Source organism: Serinibacter arcticus (assembly GCF_004786095.1).
GTDB lineage: Bacteria > Actinomycetota > Actinomycetes > Actinomycetales > Beutenbergiaceae > Litorihabitans > Litorihabitans arcticus.
Window position 1 is genome coordinate 90,346 of record NZ_RHPJ01000005.1, and the last position, 20,919, is coordinate 111,264.

At 73.0% G+C, this 20,919-nt stretch carries 14 protein-coding genes; 4 read left to right on the top strand and 10 right to left on the bottom strand.

The window, feature by feature from the left end; translation table 11 throughout:
• Positions 1–23 precede the first annotated feature (23 nt).
• Both SERN_RS14630 and SERN_RS14635 read right to left on the bottom strand, forming a co-directional pair.
• The gene (locus SERN_RS14630; protein ID WP_135850903.1) at positions 24–968 is read right to left on the bottom strand and encodes a carbohydrate ABC transporter permease; all 945 of its coding nucleotides are present in this window, start codon (positions 966–968) and stop codon (positions 24–26) included.
• Positions 968–1,921: a carbohydrate ABC transporter permease gene (locus tag SERN_RS14635; RefSeq protein WP_408640880.1), complete on the bottom strand. Its 954-nt coding sequence runs from the start codon at positions 1,919–1,921 to the stop codon at positions 968–970. Before SERN_RS14635 ends, SERN_RS14630 begins: the two co-directional genes overlap by 1 nt.
• Before the next feature lie 197 nt (positions 1,922–2,118).
• On the opposite strand from SERN_RS14635, the gene SERN_RS14640 reads away from it, so the two are divergent.
• Both SERN_RS14640 and SERN_RS14645 read left to right on the top strand, forming a co-directional pair.
• Positions 2,119–3,159 (top strand): LacI family DNA-binding transcriptional regulator, encoded by a 1,041-nt coding sequence (locus SERN_RS14640; RefSeq protein WP_135850904.1) that lies wholly within the window; start codon positions 2,119–2,121, stop codon positions 3,157–3,159.
• A 106-nt stretch (positions 3,160–3,265) separates the two neighbouring features.
• Positions 3,266–3,598, top strand: a complete 333-nt coding sequence (locus SERN_RS14645) for a hypothetical protein (protein WP_135850905.1) — start codon at positions 3,266–3,268, stop codon at positions 3,596–3,598.
• Positions 3,599–3,604: 6 nt separating this feature from the next.
• Here the strand turns inward: SERN_RS14645 and SERN_RS14650 are convergent, their stop codons facing one another.
• The 5 genes from SERN_RS14650 to SERN_RS14670 form a co-directional block, all read right to left on the bottom strand.
• Positions 3,605–3,841, bottom strand: coding sequence for a hypothetical protein (locus tag SERN_RS14650; protein ID WP_135850906.1), 237 nt, complete (start codon positions 3,839–3,841; stop codon positions 3,605–3,607).
• Positions 3,842–4,093: 252 nt separating this feature from the next.
• Positions 4,094–6,544: a glycosyl hydrolase family 95 catalytic domain-containing protein gene (locus SERN_RS14655; RefSeq protein ID WP_158292680.1), complete on the bottom strand. Its 2,451-nt coding sequence runs from the start codon at positions 6,542–6,544 to the stop codon at positions 4,094–4,096.
• A complete protein-coding gene (locus SERN_RS14660) occupies positions 6,541–8,127 on the bottom strand; it encodes a glycoside hydrolase family 43 protein (protein WP_158292681.1) in 1,587 nt (528 codons plus the stop codon). Before SERN_RS14660 ends, SERN_RS14655 begins: the two co-directional genes overlap by 4 nt.
• Complete coding sequence (gene yicI / locus SERN_RS14665) at positions 8,124–10,403, bottom strand: alpha-xylosidase (RefSeq protein ID WP_135850909.1); 2,280 nt, start codon at positions 10,401–10,403, stop codon at positions 8,124–8,126. The genes SERN_RS14660 and yicI overlap by 4 nt, the downstream gene beginning before the upstream one ends.
• Positions 10,400–12,487, bottom strand: coding sequence for a beta-galactosidase (locus tag SERN_RS14670; protein ID WP_233251730.1), 2,088 nt, complete (start codon positions 12,485–12,487; stop codon positions 10,400–10,402). The genes yicI and SERN_RS14670 overlap by 4 nt, the downstream gene beginning before the upstream one ends.
• 221 nt (positions 12,488–12,708) lie before the next feature.
• Here SERN_RS14670 and SERN_RS14675 point away from each other — a divergent pair, with 221 nt between their 5' ends.
• On the top strand, positions 12,709–13,707 hold the full coding sequence (locus SERN_RS14675) for a LacI family DNA-binding transcriptional regulator (protein ID WP_135850910.1): 999 nt from the start codon (positions 12,709–12,711) through the stop codon (positions 13,705–13,707).
• 13 nt (positions 13,708–13,720) lie between these two features.
• Here SERN_RS14675 and SERN_RS14680 read toward each other — a convergent pair whose 3' ends face one another.
• From SERN_RS14680 to SERN_RS14690, 3 genes are all read right to left on the bottom strand, one after another.
• Positions 13,721–14,731 (bottom strand): carbohydrate ABC transporter permease, encoded by a 1,011-nt coding sequence (locus SERN_RS14680; RefSeq protein WP_135850911.1) that lies wholly within the window; start codon positions 14,729–14,731, stop codon positions 13,721–13,723.
• Entirely contained in the window at positions 14,728–15,645 is a 918-nt protein-coding gene (locus tag SERN_RS14685) for an ABC transporter permease (RefSeq protein ID WP_135850983.1), read from the bottom strand. The genes SERN_RS14680 and SERN_RS14685 overlap by 4 nt, the downstream gene beginning before the upstream one ends.
• A 194-nt stretch (positions 15,646–15,839) precedes the next feature.
• The gene (locus SERN_RS14690) at positions 15,840–17,531 is read right to left on the bottom strand and encodes a type 2 periplasmic-binding domain-containing protein (protein ID WP_135850912.1); all 1,692 of its coding nucleotides are present in this window, start codon (positions 17,529–17,531) and stop codon (positions 15,840–15,842) included.
• A gap of 300 nt (positions 17,532–17,831) precedes the next feature.
• Here SERN_RS14690 and SERN_RS14695 point away from each other — a divergent pair, with 300 nt between their 5' ends.
• On the top strand, positions 17,832–20,882 hold the full coding sequence (locus SERN_RS14695) for a glycoside hydrolase family 3 C-terminal domain-containing protein (protein ID WP_233251731.1): 3,051 nt from the start codon (positions 17,832–17,834) through the stop codon (positions 20,880–20,882).
• Positions 20,883–20,919: the final 37 nt, after the last annotated feature.

Consider the following 20,919-nt stretch of genomic DNA (forward strand, 5'->3'; position numbering starts at 1 on the left):
GTGCTGCCGGCGCCGCGGGTGTGTCACTCCTTGACGGAGCCGGCGGTGAGGCCCGACTGCCAGTAGCGCTGCAGGAGGAGGAAGGCAGCGATGAGGGGGACGATCGTGAGGAGGGATCCGGTGATGACGAGGTCGAAGATCGCTTGGCCGCCGACGGTGGAGGCCTGGGCGTTCCAGGCGTTGAGCCCGATCGTCAGGGGGTACCACTGGGGGTCCTTCAGCATGATCAGCGGGAGGAAGTAGTTGTTCCAGGTCGCCACGGTGGTGAAGAGCAGGACGGTCACGGTTCCGGGGGCCAGGAGCGGCAGGGCGACCTGGGCGAAGGTGCGGGCCTCGGAGGCGCCGTCCATGCGGGCGGCCTCCATGAGCTCGGTCGGGACGGCCTGGGTGGCGAAGGTCCACATCAGGTAGAGCCCGAACGGGGAGATCAGCGAGGGGATGATGACTGACCAGGGGGTGTTGGTCAGTCCCATCTGGGAGAACATCAGGAACTGCGGCACCGCCAGGGCCGTGCCCGGGACCGCCACGGCGCCGATCACGACGGCGAAGATCGCGCGCTTGCCGGGGAAGGTGAACTTCGCCAGGCCGTAGCCGCCCAGGATCGCCAGCAGCGTCGCGCCACCCGCGCCCAGGACCACGTACATCAGCGTGTTCGCCAGCCACCGCAGGAAGATCCCGTCGTCGTAGGCCAGCGTGTTGGCGATGTTCTCGAACAGCGCGAAGGACTCCCCGAAGGAGAACCCGAACGTGGACAGCAGGTCGGGCTGGGTCTTGGTGGAGGAGATCAGCAGCCACGCCAGCGGGACCAGCGCGTACAGCAGCACGATCGCGGTCAGGACCGTCAGCAACCAGTTGCGGCGCGGCTTGTCCACCGAGTGGGTCTTGCGGGAGCGCAGCCGGGGGGAGGCCGAACGGGGCTTGCCGGTCGTGGCGGCCGGCGTGGCAGCGGTGGGGGTGGTGGTGGTCATCAGGCGTCCTTCCGCATGCCGCGCAGCTGGACGACGTAGGCGATGACCATCGTGAAGACACCCATGATGATCGCCACGGCCGCGGCGTAGTTGTACTGCTGACCCGAGAAGGACAGGTTGTAGGTGTACAGGTTCGGGGTGAAGTACGTCGTGATCGAGTTCGGCGCGAGCTTCTGCAGGATGCTGGGCTCGTTGAACAGCTGGAAGGACCCGATGATCGAGAAGATCATCGCCACCGCGATCGAGCCACGGATCGCGGGCATCTTGATGTGCCGGATCACGTGGTGCTGCTTGGCCCCGTCCAGCTCCGCGGCCTCGTACAGCGAGACCGGGATCGTGCGCAGGCTGGAGTAGAAGATCAGCATGTTGTAGCCCACGAACGACCACGTCACGATGTTCCCGATCGCCAGCAGGATCCACTGCGGCCCCAGCGGGTTGGGGATCGACCAGCCGAAGAACTCGTTGATGTAGCCCACCAGACCGAACCGCGGCCCGTACATGAAGCCCCACATCAGCGCCGCGACCACGGCCGGGACCGCGTACGGCATGAACACGCTGATGCGGAAGAAGTCCTTCCCGTACAACCGGCCGGAGTCGATCGCCAGCGCCACCAGCATCGCGATCCCCAGCATGATCGGGACCTGGACCACCAGGAACAGGCTCACCCGACCCACACCGTCCCAGAACTGCGGGTCCTGGAACGCGCGGATGTAGTTGTCCAGCCCCACGAACTGCGTCCCACCCACCAGCTGCGTGCGGAACACGCTGATGTACAGCGAGTACGCGATCGGCGCGATGAACACCAACGCGAACACCAGCATGAACGGACCCACGAACCCCCACCCACGCCACGAACGCGGCGCACGGTTCTTGCCGGCGCGGTCCCCGCGCCGGGGGTTCGTGGTCTCGGTGGTCTGTCCCGCAGGACTGACCGGCACGACGGCCTGGGTCACGGCCCGACTCCCTTGTTGGTCCAGATGATGACGTCAACATCACCTCAGGAACCCGACTATGGCACTCCGCGACGACGCGGTCAAACGATCGGTGGTCACGGTTCGGTGACGCTTTCGTCAGCCCGGCGTTCATCCGGAGCCGCACCGTGTCGCGCTTCGACCCCGGCCGACCCTCGGGCGTTGCTAGAGTGCGGGCCATGTCGAACGCCCATGCAGGCACGTCAGCGAGGACGCGCCCCGGTCCGTCGATTGGTGACGTCGCCAGGCTCGCCGGCCTCTCGCAGCAGACCGTCTCCCGCGTGGCGAACGGTGCCGACAACGTCCGCCCGGCCACGCGTGATCGGGTGCTCGCGGCCATGGACCAGCTCGGCTACTCGCCCAACCACGCCGCCCGGGCGCTGCGCTCCGGATCCTTCCAGACGATCGGCGTCATCGCGCACCGACTCTCGCGCACGGGTGAGGCGCGCACCGTCGAGGCGGTGGTCGAGGCGGCTCGCGCCGAGGGCTACACGGTCAGCCTCATCGACGTCGAGACGCCGTCGCAGACCGACATGACGGCCGCCGCGGTCCGGCTGTCGCACCAGGCCATCGACGGCCTCATCATCATCCGCGCCGAGGACGCCACCCCCAGCACGCTGGCGCTCCCGCCGAGGATGCCGGTCGTCGTGTCGGACTCGCGCTTCATCGGTCACCTCCCCGCCGTCGGCGCCGACCAGGCGGCGGGCACGACGACGGCGGTCCAGCACCTGCTCGACCTCGGCCACCGCACGGTGCACCACGTGCGGGGCCCGCTCGACTCCGGTCCGGCCCAGATGCGCGCCGATGCGTGGGCCGCACGACTCCGCTCCGCCGGCCGCGTCGTCACGGAGCCGATCGTCGGCGACTGGACCGCCGAGTCGGGCTTCGCCGCCGGGCGGCGGCTGGCCGAGCTCGACGACGTCACGGCGGTGCTGTGCGCCAACGACGAGATGGCGGCGGGCGTGATGCTGGCGCTGCACGACGCCGGACGGCGCATCCCGCAGGACGTCTCCGTCATCGGCTACGACGACCTGCCCCTCAGCGCGTTCCTGCTCCCACCGCTGACCTCCGTCAACCTGAACTTCTCGACGATCGGCCACGAGCTCGTCAAGGCCCTGCTCACGCAGCTGCGCGACGGCGTGGGCCTGTCCGGCCACCACGTCCTCGTGCCGACCCAGCTCGTCGTCCGCTCGAGCACCGCACCGCCGCCCGCCGCGTGAGCCGCCACCCGTCCTAGGTGATCCCGGGCGACCGTGCGAGGTTGGGGACGGTCGCCGGTCGCCCTCGCCGCGTCCTCGTCACCCCCACGGTTCGGAAGGACGTTCGATGCTCGCCGTCCGGACCGTCGCGACCGCCCCGGCGTTCCTGGATCTGATCGGCTCGATGCTCCTGGTGTTCCTGTCGACCGTCCTGCTCCCCCGGGCCGTCACGGAATCGATCGGGACGGCCACCCGTCGCGTCCGAGTGTGGTGCGCGCTCGGCGTCGTCGTCCTCCTGCTCCTCGCTCTGGCGTCGCTGCTGCTGGGCATCCGGTGGAACATCGCGTCGCACTACTCCGACCCGTCCACGCTGCCGAGCGTGGTGCAGGGCGTCTCCTACGCCGGCGTCCTGGTCGTCGGGCTGCTCCTCGGCACGAGGCTGGCGCACCGCCGAGGCTGACGTCGCTCACGGCCCGCGCAGGTCCCGGGGGATGCGCTCGAGGAGCTCGTCGACGACGTCCGCGGCCCGCGCGTGCGCCTCGATCAGCGACGTGATGCGCGGCGACGGCCGGGGTTCGGCGGCGCGCAGCTGGGCGACGTCGCCGTGGAGGCGCAGGGTGTGCTCGCGGAGCGCGGACCGCAGGACGGCCGCCTCCTCGCCGCTGAGGTCGATCATCAGGTGGTGGTGCTCCTGTGCCGTCATGACCGCGCCTCCGTCGGACCTGTGGCGTGGCGATCCGGGCTCGCGGACGCCGTCGTGCCGCCGCTCGCGGCCCGCGGTGCTCCGATCTCGGCCGTCACGGCCTCGTTCCGTCAGTGTGGCACCGCACCCTCCCCAGCGATAGGGCGCCGGCTCCCCGGCAGCGCCGGCCGCGCCCCGGCCGCCGCCGCCGACGCAGGTCCTCGTGGGGAGGTTCGGCGTGCGCGGGGCACGCGGACCTTCCCCACGAGCGCGCTACGGAAGGGTGGCCGCCTCGCCGGCGCTCAGGTGGACGGGCACGCGCTCGCCCCCGCGCTCCACCACGACGGCGACGTCGCGGTCGGACCGGAGGGTCGCCGTCGTGACGCGCCCGCCGGACCAGACGAGGTCGACGACGACGCCGCCCCGCGCCCGCAGCCCCCGCACCCGGCCGTCCGGCCACGGGCACGCCGGGAGCAGGTGCACCAGCGGCACCTCGACCCCGTCGAGAGGCACCCGCTCGTGCGACTGCAGCAGCGCCTCGGTCACCCCGGCCGTGAAGCCGAGGTTCCCGTCGATCTGGAACGGCGGGTGCGCGCACAGCAGGCTGCGGTAGACCCCGCCCTCGTGCGCGTGGGCCGCGGATCGCCGCGACCCGTCGGGACCCGGCGGGTCGACCGGGCGGAGGAACCGCGCGACCGTGGCAGCCACGCGATGGGCGTCGCCGAGCCTCGCCCACAGCGCCAGCCGCCACGCGAGCGACCAACCCGTGCTCTCCTCCCCCCGCCCCCGCAGGGACGCGCGGGCGGCCTCGGCGAGCTCCGGCGTCGACCGCGTGATGCTCCGGCCGGGGAACACGCCGATCAGGTGGCTCTGGTGGCGGTGGTGCTCCTCGACGTCGACCTCCGCGCCCGACCACTCCGCGATCCGACCGTCCGCCAGCACGCGGGTCGCCGGGAGCCGGCGCAGCGCAGCGGCGACCCGCCCGAGCAGCACCGGGTCGGCGTCGTCGGGCGCGTGGGTGAGCACACCGTCGAACAGGTCGCGCAGCAGCTCGACGTCGGCGGTCGAGGTCGTGGTGAGCGACCACGAACGCTCGTCGTCGTCGTCGTCGTGCCACGTGTTCTCGGGGCTCGTCGACGGCGACGTCGCGAGCGTCCCGTCCGCATCCTCGACCAGCCACCAGAGCGCGAGCTCGACGGCCCCTGCGACCACGGGCCACACGCGCCCCGCCGCCGCTCGATCCCCCAGCACCTCGGCCTCCGCGAGCGCCTGCCGCGCGAGCCACACCCCGCCGAGCGGCCAGAACGACCACGACGCGCTGTCCGTGCCGCGCCCCACCGGGGCGGCGAATCCCCAGCGGTCACCGTTGTGGTGCAGCACCCAGCCAGGAGCGCCGTACAGGTCGCGCGCCACCGCCGTCCCCGTCTCCGCGACCAGCGCGAGCCAGGTCGTCAACGGCGCGTGGCACTCGGCCAGGTTGGTGGTCAGCGCCGGCCAGTAGCTCATCTGGGTGTTGATGTTGACCGTGTAGCTCGACGACCACGGCGGATCGGTCTCGGCGTTCCAGATCCCCTGCAGGTTCAGCGGCGGCGACCCCGGCCGCGACCCCGCGATCGTCAGGTAGCGGCCGTACTGGAAGGCGAGCACGGCGAGGTCGGGATCGGGGGCGCCGTCGGCCGATGCGACCAGGCGGTCGATCGTGGAGCGCTCGATCGTGGGGCGCTCGGCCGCGGTCGCGGTCGCGGTCGCGCCGCCCAGCTCGAGCTCCACCCGGTCGAACAGCGCGCGGTGGTCGTCCTCGTGCTCGGCCTGCAGATCCTCGGTCGTTCGTCCGACGGCGGCGCTCACCGTCTCGGCGGCCCGCGCGATCAGGTGGTCGGCATCGCCGTGCAGGACGGGTCGGCCACCGGCGGCGGCGTCGGCGTCGGAATCGGGATCGGCGTCGGTCGCCGTCGCCAGCACGAGGCGCAGCGTGCGCGCCCCGCGCACCGCCACGCCGTCCGCCCGTGCGAGCAGCTCCCCGTCCGTCTCGACGGCGAGCACGATCGCGGCGCTGATCGACGGCCCGCCGTACTCCACCCCGCCCGGATCGTCCTCGCGCCCCGGCACCACGGCGCTCGGCAGGCGCACGACGGCGCTCACCCGGCCGTCGTCGACCATCGGCGTCAGCCCGGGGTGCGGTGAGGTGAGGCGGACGACGGCGTCGCTCGGCTCCGCCCACGTCCGCTCCGCCACGAGCACCCCGGCGGGTGCGCTCGCGAACGTGCGCTGCTCGCCACCGGCGCCGCCGTCGGGCCCGGCCCACGTCTGCCTGGCGACGGCGCGGCGCAGGTCGAGCCTGCGCGTGAGCAGGCCCGCGGCGTCAGCGGCGTCAGCGGCGTCGGCGTCGTCACCACCGACCTCGAGCAGCACGTCGACCAGCGGCTGGTAGGCCTGCGAGAACCCCGTCTGGAGCCGCGCGACCGCGCGCTCCGCCGCCGCGACGTCACCCGCCGCGAGCGCCGAGCGCGCCCGCGCCAGGAGGCGCGCGCCGTCGCCGTCACCCAGCCCCGCCGGACGCGACGGCGGCCCGGGCGCCCCGGACCAGCAGGTCGCGTCGTTGACCTGCCAGCGGTCGCCGCGCACACCGCCGAAGCACATCGCCCCGAGGCGGCCGTTGCCGACCGGGTAGGCGTCGGTCCAGATCTCGGCGGGCGCGTCGGCGACCAGGAGCAGGGCGGTCACGCCGTCGCCCGCTGGTGCAGCTGTCCGACCGTCGTCTCGCCCGACCCCACGGCGTACGCACCCACGACGACCCCGACGAAACCGTCCGCGTGCGTGGTCGAGAGGTGCGCGACGTCGAGGCTCACCACCGCGGTCCCCGGCGCCTCGGCGCCCTCGCCGGCTGCCAGCCACGCCACCTCGGCGTCGCGGCCACGCACGGTGAGTCGCACCGCGCCCGCACCCGCGACCGGCACGCGCGCCGCCTCGTCCCGCACCCCGGCGACGCACCGCGTCACCACGAGCTCCGACCCGTCCGGCCCGGTGACGAGGCCGACGGTCAGCCACTGCCGACCGGACTGCCGCAGCGCGAGGCCGACCTCGACCACGCCGCCCCCGGGCGCCGTCGGGAGCTCGAGGGTCACGGCCGACGACGGCGCGCCCAGGCGCTGCCCGACGAACGCGGGCAGGTGCGCGTCGAGCGGATCGCCCGCGCGCAGGACGAGGCGCTCGTCACGGCCCGAACCGCCGGTGACCAGCACCTCCGCCGGCAGCCGTCGCACCGCGACCCACGACTCGTCAGGGACGGACGACGAGGCCGTGCGCGCCACCCCGTCCGGCCCACCGGGTTCGGGCACGAGCGTGCCGACGCCGGGCGCGAGCACGGGGGCGTCGTCGACCCAGGTCACGGGCGCCAGGAACGTCTCGCGCCCGAGGAGGTCGACGCCGTCGACCAGCCGCGACGCGAGCACCAGCGTCCACCACGACCCGTCGGCCGCCTCGACCAGATCGGCGTGACCGACGTTGACGACGGCGGCGTCCGGCCCGAGGTTCCGGTGCGTCAGCACCGGGTTGCTCGCCCCGACCTCGAACACGTCGGTCGGGGACGCGGCGCGCCCCACGACGACCGCGTGGTGCCGCCCCGTCCCGCCCTCGGCCGCCACGAGGTGCACGTGCTCGCCGCGCCGGTACAGGTGGGGTCCCTCGGTCCAGATCCCGCCGACGACGGCGCTCGTGAACACGACCGTCTCCGGACCGGTCAGGCGCAGCGTCGCCGGATCGACCTCGCGCACCCAGACCTCGCCCTGACCGACCCAGTCCTGCCGCTGCGTCTGCCGGGCCGCGTGCGCCCAGATCCTGCCGCCGTCCAGGAGGAGCGACGCGTCGCCACCGGTCGCGTCGGGCCACCAGATGGGCTCCGACCAGGGCCCGGCGGCGTCGGTGGCGGTCGTGACGAAGGTGCCGGTCGCACCCTCTGGTCCGCCGACGAGCTCGCAGACCACGAGGAACCGCTCGCCGTCGTGCCGGATGGTCGGGGCGTACAGGCCGCCGGAGTCACCGAGCCCGGCGTAGTCCAGCTGGTCGGTGATCACGTGGCCCACGAGCTGCCACGTCACGAGGTCGCGCGAGCGGTGCACGGGCAGTCCGGGCAGGTACTCGAACGTGGAGGTGACGAGGTAGAACCAGCAGCCCTGCGACCCGTCCACCCGGCACACCGACGGATCGGGGTGGAAGCCGGGCAGCACCGGGTTGGTCGCGCCGACCCAGGCCTCGGGGCGGGTGACGACCGAGCGGTGGCCGTCGGCGTGCGGGAGAGCGACCGTCACAGGCCGATCACGACCTCGCCGGCTCCGGTCGCGGACGCTGCCGGAGCCGCCGTCGCCCCGATCGCGACGGACCAGGCACCGCTCGCGTCGTCGCTGCTCACGCGCACGGTGTCGCCGTCGCGCACCACGCGGAACGACGCCGGTGCGCCCGTCCCGCCGGGCACGGTCGTGACGGCGTCGTGGCCGTCCGGCAGCTCGAACAGGCGCAGCGTGACGCCGTCGGCCCACGCGTACTCCGGCTCGTCGACCACCGCGCCGACCGGCAGCACCGTGCCCGGCCGCACGTACAGCGGCAGGGAGTCGAAGCCGTGCGACTCGCGCCGCCAGCCGTGACCGGCCACGCGCTCGCCGGTCAGCAGGTGCGTCCAGGTGCCCTCGGGCAGGTACACGTCCGTGTCCCGCTCGGCCGAGAACACCGGCGCCACGAGCAGCGAGTCGCCGAGGAGGTACTGCGTGCCGAGACCGGCCACGCCGCGGTCACCCGGGAACTCCAGCGCCATCGCGCGCATCACCGGCACACCGGTCGCGCTCGCCTCGGCGCCCGCGGCCCCGAGGTAGGGCATGAGGCTCAGCTTCAGGCGCGTGAAGGCGCGCGTGACGTCGACCGCCTCGTCGTCGAACGCCCACGGCACCCGGTAGGAGTTGGAGCCGTGCAGGCGCGAGTGCGAGGACAGCAGACCGAACGCGACCCAGCGCTTGAACACGGCGGGGTCGGGCGTGCCCTCGAACCCGCCGATGTCGTGGCTCCAGAAGCCGAAGCCGCTCATGCCGAGCGAGAGCCCGCCGCGCAGCGACTCGGCCATCGCCACGAACGTCGACTCGCAGTCGCCGCCCCAGTGCACCGGGTACTGCTGGCCACCGGCCGTGGCCGAACGCGCGAACAGGACCGCCTCGCCCTCGCCCCGCTCCTGGACCAGCAGGTCGAAGACGACCTGGTTGTAGAGCTGCGTGTAGTAGTTGTGCATCCGCTGCGGGTCGCTGCCGTCGTGCCACGCGACGTCGGTGGGGATGCGCTCGCCGAAGTCGGTCTTGAAGCAGTCGACGCCGTCGTCCAGCAGGACCTTGAGCTTGCCCTGGTACCAGGCCACCGCCTCGGGGTTGGTGAAGTCGACCAGAGCCATCCCGGCCTGCCACTTGTCCCACTGCCACACGCTGCCGTCGGCGCGCGTCACGAGGAAGCCGAGCGCGCGGCCCTCCTCGAACAGGTAGCTGCGCTGCGCGATGTACGGATTGATCCAGACGCAGATCCGCAGGCCCTTGGCCTTGAGGCGCGCGAGCATCCCGGCGGGGTCGGGAAACATCGCCGGGTCCCACAGGAAGTCGCTCCAGTGGAACTGCCGCATCCAGAAGCAGTCGAAGTGGAAGACCGACAGCGGCAGCTCGCGCTCCGCCATGCCGTCCACGAAGGACGTCACGGTCTCCTCGCTGTAGCTCGTGGTGAACGACGTCGACAGCCACAGCCCGTAGCTCCACGCGGGCACGCGCGCGGGTCGCCCGGTCAGCGCCGTGTAGCGCTCGAGGATCTCCTTGGGCGTCGCGCCGTAGACGACGTAGTACTGCAGCTCGGCGCCCGCGACGGAGAACTGCGCGCGCGAGACGACCTCGGTGCCGATCTCGAACGAGACCCGCTCGGGGTGCGCGACGAACAGGCCGTAGCCCGCGTCCGAGAGGTAGAACGGCACGTTCTTGTACGCCTGTTCCGAGGCGGTGCCGCCGTCCTCGTTCCAGATGTCGACGCTCTGGCCGTTCTTGGCGAACGCGCCGAACCGCTCCCCCAGGCCGTAGATCGTCTCGGCGACGCCCATGGTCAGCTGCTCGCGCACGAACGGTCCGTCCGGCGTGCCGATGACGCCGACGCTCTGCGCCGTGGAGGACGTCAGCACGCGGCCCTGCGGCGAGACGAACTCGAGGCCCCACGGACCCTCGGTCGCCACGCGCGCCGTCAGGCGGCCCGCCGTGAAGGTGGCGGGCGCCTTGCCCGGCGCCTCGGGCAGCGTGATCGCGACGTCGTGCGCCTCCCGGCCGATCGCGAAGTGCGGTCCGCGGTCCACGCCGCCGAGGTGGTGGGAGATGCGGACACCGACGACGTCGGGCATCGGCGAGGTCAGCCGCACCGTCACCAGGGGGCGGTTGAGGGTGTCCCCGCGCGACCCGATCGGCACGGTCGGGGCGTAGACCAGCAGGTCGTCGCCCTCGACGACGACGTCCTCGACGTCGCGGGGGCGCAGCACCTCGACGCCGGGGCGCAGCTGCCAGTAGCCGTCGGTGAACTTCATCGTGTCTCCATCGGGACGAGGACACCCTGGGGCGCGAGCGCGACCGGGGTGTCCGTGGTGGTGAACCGTCGTGCGGTCAGCAGGTCGGTGAGGGTGGCGGTTGCGGGATCCAGGTCGAGCGCGAGGGCGAGCTGCGCGATCTCGAGGTGGACCTCGGCTGCCGTGTGGTTGAGGACGAACAGCGCGTCGCCGCGCCTCGTCACCTCGACGCCCGCCGGCGCGCCGGGCAGGAAGGGTTCGACGCCCGCGTCGGCCAGCGCGCGGTGCAGGACCGCGGCGAGGTCGACGTCGGGCAGGACGCCGGTGACGAGCCAGGCGGTACCCGCCCCGGTCGTCCCGCCGGTCTCCTGCCGGCGCCGCGTGACGACGGCCGAGCCCGCCAGGTGCTCGAGCCCCGGCAGGTCGTCGGCCGGGCCGAGCGCCAGCAGCACCTCGGTCAGGGGATCCAGCGCGTCGGCGTGCCCGGTGAAGTCGTGCACGCGCACCTCCTCCGTCCCGAGGGCGGAATCGCGCCAGCGGGCCGTGACCCCGCCGTCGGGCAGCGGCACGTGCTCCTGCACCCCCGCGCCGAGCACGTCGCCGAGCAGGGCCGGCGTCCGCCCCCGGTGCAGGTGGGTCGAGGGGTCCACGACGCCGGTGAACGGTCCCAGCACGAGGGTCCCGCCCGCCGCGACGTAGGCGCGCAGGTGCGCGGCGACGATGTCGTCGATCAGGTGCAGCGCAGGCGCGAGCACGGCGCGGTAGCCGCCGAGGTCGGCGGGCGGGCCGACGACGTCGACGGCGACGCGCGCGTCCCACAGCGGCCGGTGCCACGCCCGCAGCGTCTCGAGCGGGTCGAGGCGGTCGGTCGGCATCGCCTCGCCGCGCGCGGCCCACCACGAGGGCCAGTCCCACAGCAGCGCGACCTGCGCGCTCGACCGTGTGCCGACGACGGGGGCGAGCCGCGCGAGATCGGCACCGAGACGGCGCACGCCGGCGTGCACGGCGGTGTCCGGACCCGCGGTCGGCAGCATCGCGGAGTGGAACCGCTCGGGACCCGAGCGGGCCTGGCGCCACTGGAAGAAGCAGACGGCGTCGGCGCCGTGCGCGACGGCCTGCAGCGACTCCAGGCGCGAGCGCGCGGGCGACTTGGTGAGGTCGTGGGCGCGCCAGCCGACCCCGCTCGTGGCCGACTCCATCAGCAGCCACGGCTGGCCGCCGCGCAGCGAGCGCATCAGGTCCTGCGTCAGCGCGGCGTCGGTGAGGGCGCGCGGATCGGCGGGATCGGGGTAGGCGTCGTCGGCGACGACGTCGAGGTCGTCGGCCCACGTGGCGTAGTCCGCGAGCGCGAAGAAGCCCATGAGGTTGGTCGTGACCGGCCGGCGGGCGTCGTGCTCGCGGATGACGGCCCGCTGCTCGCGGTAGAGCGAGCGCAGCTCGTCGGAGGTGAAGCGCCGGAAGTCCAGCGCCTGCGCGGGGTTGCGGTGGTAGGGCGCGGCGCGGGGCGGCTGGACCTCCGCGAGCGAGCGGTAGCCCTGCGACCAGACGTCCGTGGCCCAGGACCGGTTCAGCGCCTCGACGCCGCCGTACCGCTGCGTGAGCCAGTCGCGGAACGCGTGTGCCGCGACGTCGGAGTGGTCGACCTGGCCCAGCTCGTTGCCGACGTGCCACATCACGACGGCGGGGTGGTCGGCGAACGCCTGCGCCACGGCGCGCGTGACGGCGAGCGCGCGGGCGCGGTAGATCGGCGAGGACGGGCTGAACTGGTTGCGCGAACCCCACGTCAGGCGCACGCCGTCGGCCGTGACGGGCAGCGTCTCGGGGTGCATCGCGCCGAGCCACGGCGGCGGGGACGCCGTCGGCGTCGCGAGGTCGACGGCGATGCCGCCGTCGTGCAGCAGGTCCAGCACCTCGCGCAGCCAGTCGAGCTCGAACCGGTCGGGCTCCGGCTCGATGCGCGACCACGCGAATACCCCGACGGTCACGAGGGTCACGCCGGCGCGCTGCATGAGCGCGACGTCCTCGCGCCACACGCTGCGGTCCCACTGCTCGGGGTTGTAGTCGCCGCCGAACGCGATCGTCGGGAGCGGCCAACGGGCGGTCACGGGAGCACCTCGGTGTCGGGAGCGACCGGACCGGCCGGACTGGTCGGGATGGCCGGGATGGTCGAAGCGGTTCGATCCAACGATGGAAGCGCAGCCACCACGGGTGTCGAGGAATGCGCACGCTGGTGCGCCTCGTGGGCACCCCTGCGCCGTCGAACGACATCGACTACCGTGACGCAGCAGACGGCGACCTCCGGTCGCGACCGACGAGGGGAGCACCCGTGGCGACGATCGAGGACGTGGCGAGGCGCGCCGGGGTGTCCCAGTCCACCGTCAGCTACGCGCTGTCGGGCAAGCGCCCCATCTCCGCGGCCACCCGCACGCGCATCGAGAAGGCCATCGCCGAGCTCGGCTACCGGGCGCACGCCGGCGCCCGCGCCCTCGCCTCGGCCCGCACCGACGTGATCGGTCTGATGGCGCCGCTGCGCACGGGCGTCGACGTCAACGTGATTATGCAGTTCGTCGCCGGCGTGGTCACCGGGGCGGGCCGCGCCGGCTACGACGTGCTGATGCTGACGCAGGACGAGGGTTCGCTCGCGCGCGTCACGAGCTCCTCGATGGTCGACGCCCTCGTGGTCATGGACGTCGAGGACGACGACGCGCGCCTGCCCGCGCTGCAGGCGCTGCGCCAGCCGTCGGTGCTCATCGGCCTGCCCGCCGATCCCCACGGCCTGTCGTGCGTCGACCTGGACTTCACGCAGGCGGGGGCGAGCGCCGTGCGCCGCCTGCTGGCCGCCGGCCACCGCACGGTCGCCCTGATCGGCAGCCCGCGCGAGGTGGTCGACCGGCACACGTCCTACGCCGAGCGCATGACGCGCGGCTTCGTCGGCGCGTGCGAGGCGGGCGGGGCGACGCACCTGGTGCTGCCGACGCCGGCGTCCGCCGCGGGTGCCGTCGCCTCGGTCGACACCCTGCTCGCCCAGCTGCCCGACGTCACCGGCGTGGTGGTGCACAACGAGGTGGCGCTGCCGCATGTGATCTCCCGGTTCCGTGAGCGTGGACGTGACGTGCCTGGTGAGGTGTCGGTGGTGGCGGTGTGCCCGGAGAACGTGGCGACGTCGCTGCCGGTGCCCGTGACGAGCATCGACATCCCGGCCGAGGGCATCGGCCAGATCGCCGTCGACATGCTCACCGCCCTGATGCGCGACCCCTCGATGGCCGAGGTGCGGCTGGTCAGCCCCCGGCTCACCGAGCGGGGCAGCGTGCGCGACCTGGGCTGAGCCCGCTCGCGCGTCAGCCCTTGACCGCACCGAAGATGACGCCCTTGGTGAAGTGCCGCTGGACGAACGGGTAGACGGCCAGGATCGGGATCACGGCGAGCACCATGATCGCCATCTTGACCGGGAGCCCCGTGACGGCGCCCGTGGCGACGTCGACCTGGCCCGCACCCGAGCCCGGGAGCGTGACGCCCTGGAGCACGTAGGAGCGCAGCACGAGCTGGAGCGGCCACAGCGTGTTGTCGTTGATGTAGAGCATCGCGTTGAAGAAGGCGTTGAAGTAGCCCACGCCGTAGAACAGCGCGACCACGGCCACCACCGCCGTCGACATCGGCAGCACGATCCGGCCGAGGATGCGGAAGTCGCCCGCGCCGTCGATCCGGGCGGCCTCGGTGATCGCGGGATCGATGCCCATGAAGAAGGACCGCAGGATCAGCACGTTGAAGGCCGACACCGCCCCGGGCAGGATCAGCGCCCACAGGCTGTCGATGAGGCCCAGGTTGCTGACCAGCAGGTAGGTCGGGATCATGCCGGCGCCGAAGAACATCGTCACGAGGAACACGAACAGGATCGGGCGGTGACCCAGCGAGCTGGGGCGCGAGAGCCCGTACGCGGCCATCACCGAGACGATGGTCGAGAGGATCGTGCCGACGGTCGTGACGAACACGCTCACCCCGGCCGCCCGCGTGACGATGCCGCCGGACAGGATCTGGCGGTAGGCGGCGATCGTCAGGTCGCCCGGGATGATCACCATGCCGCCGGAGCGGTTGACGTCCGCCGTCGTGGAGAACGACGTCAGGATCACCGTGTAGAGCGGGAACAGGACGACCAGCACGACGATCGAGAGGATCACGATCTTGGCGCCCTGGCCGATCGGGGTCGGGCGACCCTCCCAGGCGTTGCGGTGCTTGGACCGGCGCGGGCGACGAGGCCCGCGAGCGGGACCGGCGTCGCGCAGCGGTTCCGGGACGGGGACGGCGTCGAGCCGTCCGAGCGGGCCCTGGCCCGCGTCTGTGGAGATGCTCATGATTTGCGGTAGACCCCGTCCTCGCCGAAGACGTGCGCGAGCTTGTTGGCCCCGAGCACGAGGAGAAGTGACACGACGCCCTTGACCAGTCCGGCCGCGGCCGCGAAGGCCCAGTCGCCGTTGACGACACCCTGGTAGTAGACGTACGTGTCGATGACCTCCGCGACGCCGGGGCCGACGGCCCCGCGCTGCAGGATCAGCTGCTCGAACCCGACCGTGAGCGCGTCGCCCAGGCGCAGGATCAGCAGCAGGATGATCGTGGGGCGGATGGCCGGCAGCGTGATGTGCCACATCCGACGCCAGCGACCGGCACCGTCCATCGCGGAGGCCTCGTAGTGGGCCGGGTCGACCGTCGCCAGGGCCGCGAGGAAGATGATGATGCCCCAGCCCGCGTCCTTCCAGACCGCCTGGGACGTGACCAGCACCAGGAACGTGTCCGGGTTGGTCATGAGGTCGAAGCCGGTGTAGCCCGCCTGCGCGAGCAGGCGGTTGACCAGTCCGGCACCGCCGAAGATCTGCTGGAAGATCGTCACGACCAGCACCCACGAGAAGAAGTGGGGCAGGTAGATGATCGACTGGATCGACGTCCGCAGAGCCGGGGTGACCACGCTGTTGAGCAGCAGCGCCAGCATGATCGGGATCGGGAAGAAGAACACGAGCTGGAAGCCCGTGATCAGGAGCGTGTTGCCGACCGCGTGCAGGAACTGCGGGTTGCTGAAGACCCGGACGAAGTTGTCCCAGCCGATGAACGGGCTGTCGGCGATCCCCACGTAGGGGGAGTAGTCCTGCCACGCGATGACGTTGCCGAGCATCGGGACGTAGGCGAACAGCACCAGCAGTCCGACCGCCGGCAGCGTCATCACCAGCAGGGTCTTGTCCCGGCGGAGCCGGTCGCGCCAGGTGATCGTGTTCATCACGACGCCGTTGTGCGTCGCGACCTCCCTCACCCGGCCGGGCCGCCACCCCCGGCGGCGGCCCGAGGGAGCCTCGCCGTCGCGTCCCTGCGGGGCGTGGGCCGCGAGCTCGATCTCGAGCACGCCGTCGGCGCGCCCCTCCCGCCGGCCCGACGGCGTCGCCGTCGGGCCGGCGGGAGGCGTGCTCGGGTGGCTCATGAGGAGGCCGACCCGCCCTCGGACTCCAAGCCCTCGTAGATCTCGGTGTAGAACGTGCGCAGCTCCTCGCCGCCGGCGCTGCGCCAGGTCTCGATCGCGGCGTCGAGGTCGGCCATCGACGCGCGACCGCGCACGATGTCCTTCTCCAGGTCGGCGAACGGCTGGCCGATCGAGGCGTACTGGTTCGGCTCGGCGATGTTCATGCCGTAGAACAGCGGCTCGGTGACGAACTCGGCGTTCGCGGCGGCCCAGGTGCTGCGCTTCTCGACGTAGTCGGGCAGGTCCGGCTTGGCGTTCACGGCCGGCGGGCCCGTGAGGAAGATGTAGCTGGGCTGGACCTCCTGCTGCGCCTGCGTGGTGGCGACCGGGAGCCCGTCGGCGCCCAGGTCGTAGTGGACGCCCTCGACGCCGTAGTTGATGAGCTGGAACTCCTCGGTGCCGAAGGGCGCGGCGAGGAAGTTGGCGACCTCGAGGAGCTCGGTGAGCTGCGCCTCGTCCTCCGTCTGCTTGAGGAACGAGCACATCGCCGCACCCTTGGGCTTGTAGATCACGGGGTCGGCACCGTCGGCACCGAACAGCGGCAGCACGTCGATGTCGAAGTCGGGGTTGGCCGGGCGGTTGCGCGTGAGCGCCTCGTGCCAGTACCCGAGCCCGGTCGAGGTCATCACGACCTGGCCGCCCTCGAAGCGCGTTCCGGCGTCGCCCTGGTTGTCCGCGACGGCGTCGGGGTGGACGGCGCCGGAGGAGTACAGCTCGGTCATCCACTCCAGGGCGGCCCGGTACTCGGGGGTCTCGACCCGGTGCACGAGCGCGCCGTCGTCGCCGACCTCCCAGCCCGGCTGGGACGGCAGCACGCCGAACATGGCCGTGGCCACGGCCCACAGGTCGTTCGCTCCCCAGGCGCCGTCACCGGTGTTCGCCTCGGCAAACTCGATCAGCTCCTCGGGGGTCGTGGGCAGCGCCTGGTCCGCCACCAGGTCGGCGCGGTAGAGCGCGTAGTCGGTCAGGCCGACCTCGACCGGCATCGGGAGTCCGTAGATCTTCCCGTTCCAGGAGCACGCCTGCCACGCCTCGGTGGGGATGTTGGCGAGGTTCGGGTACGCCTCGATCGCATCGCCCGCGAGGAGGGGGGTGAGGTCGGCGAAGATCGACTCGACGGCGTCGTTGAACCGGGGCGGCACGTTCCAGCTCGGGATCGTGGTCCAGTCGGCGACGTCGCGCGGCGACGCCAGGACGGCCGCCATCTTGTCGCCGTAGGTGTTGCCGTCGGAGATCTGGAAGTTGATCGTGGTGCCGATGGCCTCGTTGACGGCGTCGAAGTAGGCGTTGCCGTCGGTCGGCGGGATCGTGCCCCACAGCGGCGTCATCGCAGTGTAGGAGCCGCCGCTGCCGGGCGGGGAGTCGACGGCGGCGACCAGGGGGTCGGGGATCGAGGTGAAGCCGGGGGCAGAGCCGTCGACGCCGGGGAAGTCCGCCTCGACCAGGTCGAGCGGCACGTAGTTGGGCGTGTCCTCGGCCGACAACGCATAGACGGCCTCGCCGTCGCCGCCGGCGTTCCCGGTGCCACCGCCGCCGCCGCAGGCGGCGAGCACCGCGACGCTGCTGAGCGCCGCGACCGCCGTGACCACCGGTCGTGCTCGACGTCGGGCGCGGGCTGCGGCTCGGTTCGTGGGATCGATCGTCTTCACGGCGTCACTCCTGTCTGATCGGGTGGGCCTCGGCGCCCGCCACGGGTGAGCGCCGGATCAGCATCGATCGTCGAAGCGCTTCGCTTCAGAGTATGGTGAGTGAACTAAGTCACGCAACCCCCTCGGGGGAGAACGCTCGTTCCGTGGGGGACTTTGCGCCGGATCTCCGCGCCTCGCGGCGTCCGGCCGATCTTCCCTCGATGTCCGATCAGCCAGTTCTCGGCCATCGAACCGATTCGAGTCACAGTTCGATCACAGTTGTCCTGGCCTGAACCGCATCCACCGAATCCGAGGAGTCCCGTGGCCGACGTCGTCCACTCCCCACCGCCCGTCATCGAGCCCGCACCGGGTGCGTCCGCGACCACCGGCAGCCGTGGGTCGCTCAGGGCCCGCGACGTGCTCGCGCAGCTCACCCTCGCGGAGAAGGTGGCGATGCTGCACCAGCACTCCCCCGCCGTCGAACGCCTCGGGCTGGCACCGTTCCACACCGGCACCGAGGCGCTGCACGGGCTCTCGTGGCTCGGAACCGCCACGGTCTTCCCGCAGCCCGTCGGGCTCGCGGCGACGTGGGACCCGGCGTTCCTGCGCGAGGTGGGCACCGCCGTCGCGCACGAGGTGCGGGCCAAGCACGCGCAGGACCCGAGCGTCAGCCTGAACGTGTGGGCGCCCGTCGTGAACACGCTGCGCCACCCGCTCTGGGGGCGCACCGAGGAGGGCTACTCCGAGGACCCCGACCTGACCGCCTCGCTGGCGACCGGGTACTGCCGCGGGCTGCGCGGCGAGCACCCGACGGTGTGGACGACCGTACCCACGCTCAAGCACTACCTGGCCTACGGCAACGAGACCGACCGTGCCGCCACCAGCTCGCACCTGCCCCCGCAGGCGCTGCGCGAGTGGGAGCTGCCGGCGTTCGTCGGCCCGCTCGCCGCCGGCGTCGTCGGCGCCGTGATGCCCTCGTACAACCTGGTCAACGGGCGGCCGAACCACGTCGCGCGCGAGCTGCTCGACGAGCTGCGCGGCTTCGCGCCGCACCCGATCGCCGTCGTCTCCGACGCGCAGGCGCCCTCGAACCTGGTCGACGGCGAGCGCTACCTCCCCGACCACGTCGCCTCCCACGCCGCCGCGCTGCGCGCCGGGATCGACTCCTTCACGGACAACTCCGCCGAGACCGCGCCGACGATCGAGCGCATCACCGCGGCGCTTGAGGCCGGTCTCGTGACGGAGGCCGACGTCGACCGCGCCGTGCTGCGTGTGCTCGAGCTGCGCGAGCGCACGGGTGAGCTGGCGGGTGAGCCGACGGGGGGCGCGGCGGACAGCCCGGCGGCCGACGATCCGCGCGCCGTCGGCCCCGAGGGCATCGACCTGCCGTGGCACCGCGAGCTGGCGCGCGAGGCGGCCTCCCGCGGCGTCGTGCTGCTGGCCGACGACGCCGGTGTGCTGCCGCTGCGCGAACCGCGCACCGTCGCGGTCGTGGGCCCGTTCGCCGATCACGTGGTGCACGACTGGTACTCCGGCACGCCGCCGTACGTCTCCACGATCGCCGCGGCGGTGCGCGAGCGCTACCCGGACGCCGACGTGCGGGTCGCGTCGGGCGCCGACCGCGTCGCGCTCCGCTCGCTCACGCACGACCGCTACCTGGAGGTCCTGCCCGACGGCGCAGTCACGGCCACCGGGGTCGACCCGGCCCACGTCGCGACGCACCTCGACGTCGCGGAGTGGGGCGACGGCGTCGTCAGCCTCCGCTCCGCCGCCACCGGCCTGCTGCTGTCAGGGCAGTCCTGGATCCAGGCCGCGACCTCCACGCGCATCGGCGGCTGGGTGGCGCAGGAGACCTACCGGATCCGCGGCAACGCCGACGGTTCTGTGTCGCTCCAGCACGCCGGGTCGGGCGCCTGGTTGCGCGCGCAGCACGGCACGCACCTGCTCGTCGCGGACGGCACGGAGACGACGGCGGAGCGCTTCGCGCGCCACGTCGTCACCTCGGGCGTCGCCGAGGTCACGGCCGCGGCCGCGGGCGCCGACGTCGTCCTCGTCGCGGTCGGCAACGACCCGCACGTCGCGGGCCGCGAGACGCAGGACCGGCCCGACCTGCTGCTCCCGCCCGCGTCGCGCGAGGTCTGGCAGGCCGCCGTGGCGACCGGGACGCCCGCCGTGCTGACGATCGTCTCGAGCTACCCGTACGCGGTGGGCGAGGAGGCCGACGCCGCGGCCGCCGTCGTGTGGACGAGCCACGCCGGGCAGGAGCTCGGGCACGGTCTGGTGGACGTGCTGTCGGGCGACCGCTCGCCGTCGGGGCGCCTCGCGCAGACGTGGTGGCGCCGCGAGGCCGACGCGGGTGACCTGCTGGACTACGACGTCGTCGGTTCGGCTCAGACCTACCGCTACGCCGGCGCCGAGCCGCTGTGGGCGCTCGGGCACGGGCTGACGTACTCGCGCGTGAGCTACCTCGACCTGACGCTGGCGGGCGAGGACCCCGGCGTGGTGGCCGCGCCGGTGCCGACGACGGTGCACGTGGCCGCGACCGACGGCTCCGCGCACGGCTCCCCGGTGGACACGGGCGACGCCGTCGCCGCTGTCGTCACGGTGCGCAACGACGGCGACCGCGAGGTCGACGAGCTCGTCGCGCTCTGGGTGCACGCTCCGGTCCTGCCGGTGCCGGCGCCCCTCCGCCGGCTCGCGGCGTGGCGCCGCGTCACGCTCGAGCCCGGCGAGACCCGCGAGGTCGCGCTCCGTGTGCCGCTCGGGGTGCTGGCCGTCTGGGACGTGGCTGCCGCGGTCACGCCCGCGGCCGTCACGACGCCGGGCGCGTACCGCGTGCAGCCGGGGACCTACCGGCTCGCGGCCGGACGCTCGGTGGCGGACGCCGCCGTCGTGGCGGACCTCGAGGTGACCGGGTCGACGGCGGGGGTGCGGCGGGTGGCGGCGCTTCCCGCCCACGCGTTCCACGCCCATCACGACGCCGTCACGTCCGACCGGACGCGCGAGCTCGGCTCGAGCGTGGAGGTGCACGCCGGGGCCGAGCGGGCGTGGACCGAGTACCGCCGTCTGGACCTGAGCGGTGCGCGCTCGGTGGTGCTGACCACGACGCGACGGGCATTGCCGTCGTGGGGCCCCTCGACCGTGGCGCTGCAGGTGCGCGCGACCGGGGGCGGGGACGGCGGGGACGGCCGGGAAGGCAGGTGGGTGGCGCTGACCCACGCCGTCGAGGTCCCCGAGGGCGGACGCTACGACTGGCGCGAGGTGTCGCTCGAGGTGCTGGCCGACGTCGGGCTGCCGGGTCTCGGCGAGGTGGATCTGCGGCTGCAGCTGCGTGGCGCGGCGCGCGTGGCGGAGATCGCCGTCGGGCGCTGACCGCGGCAGGAGCGGCGGAGGCCGTCACCGCACCGCG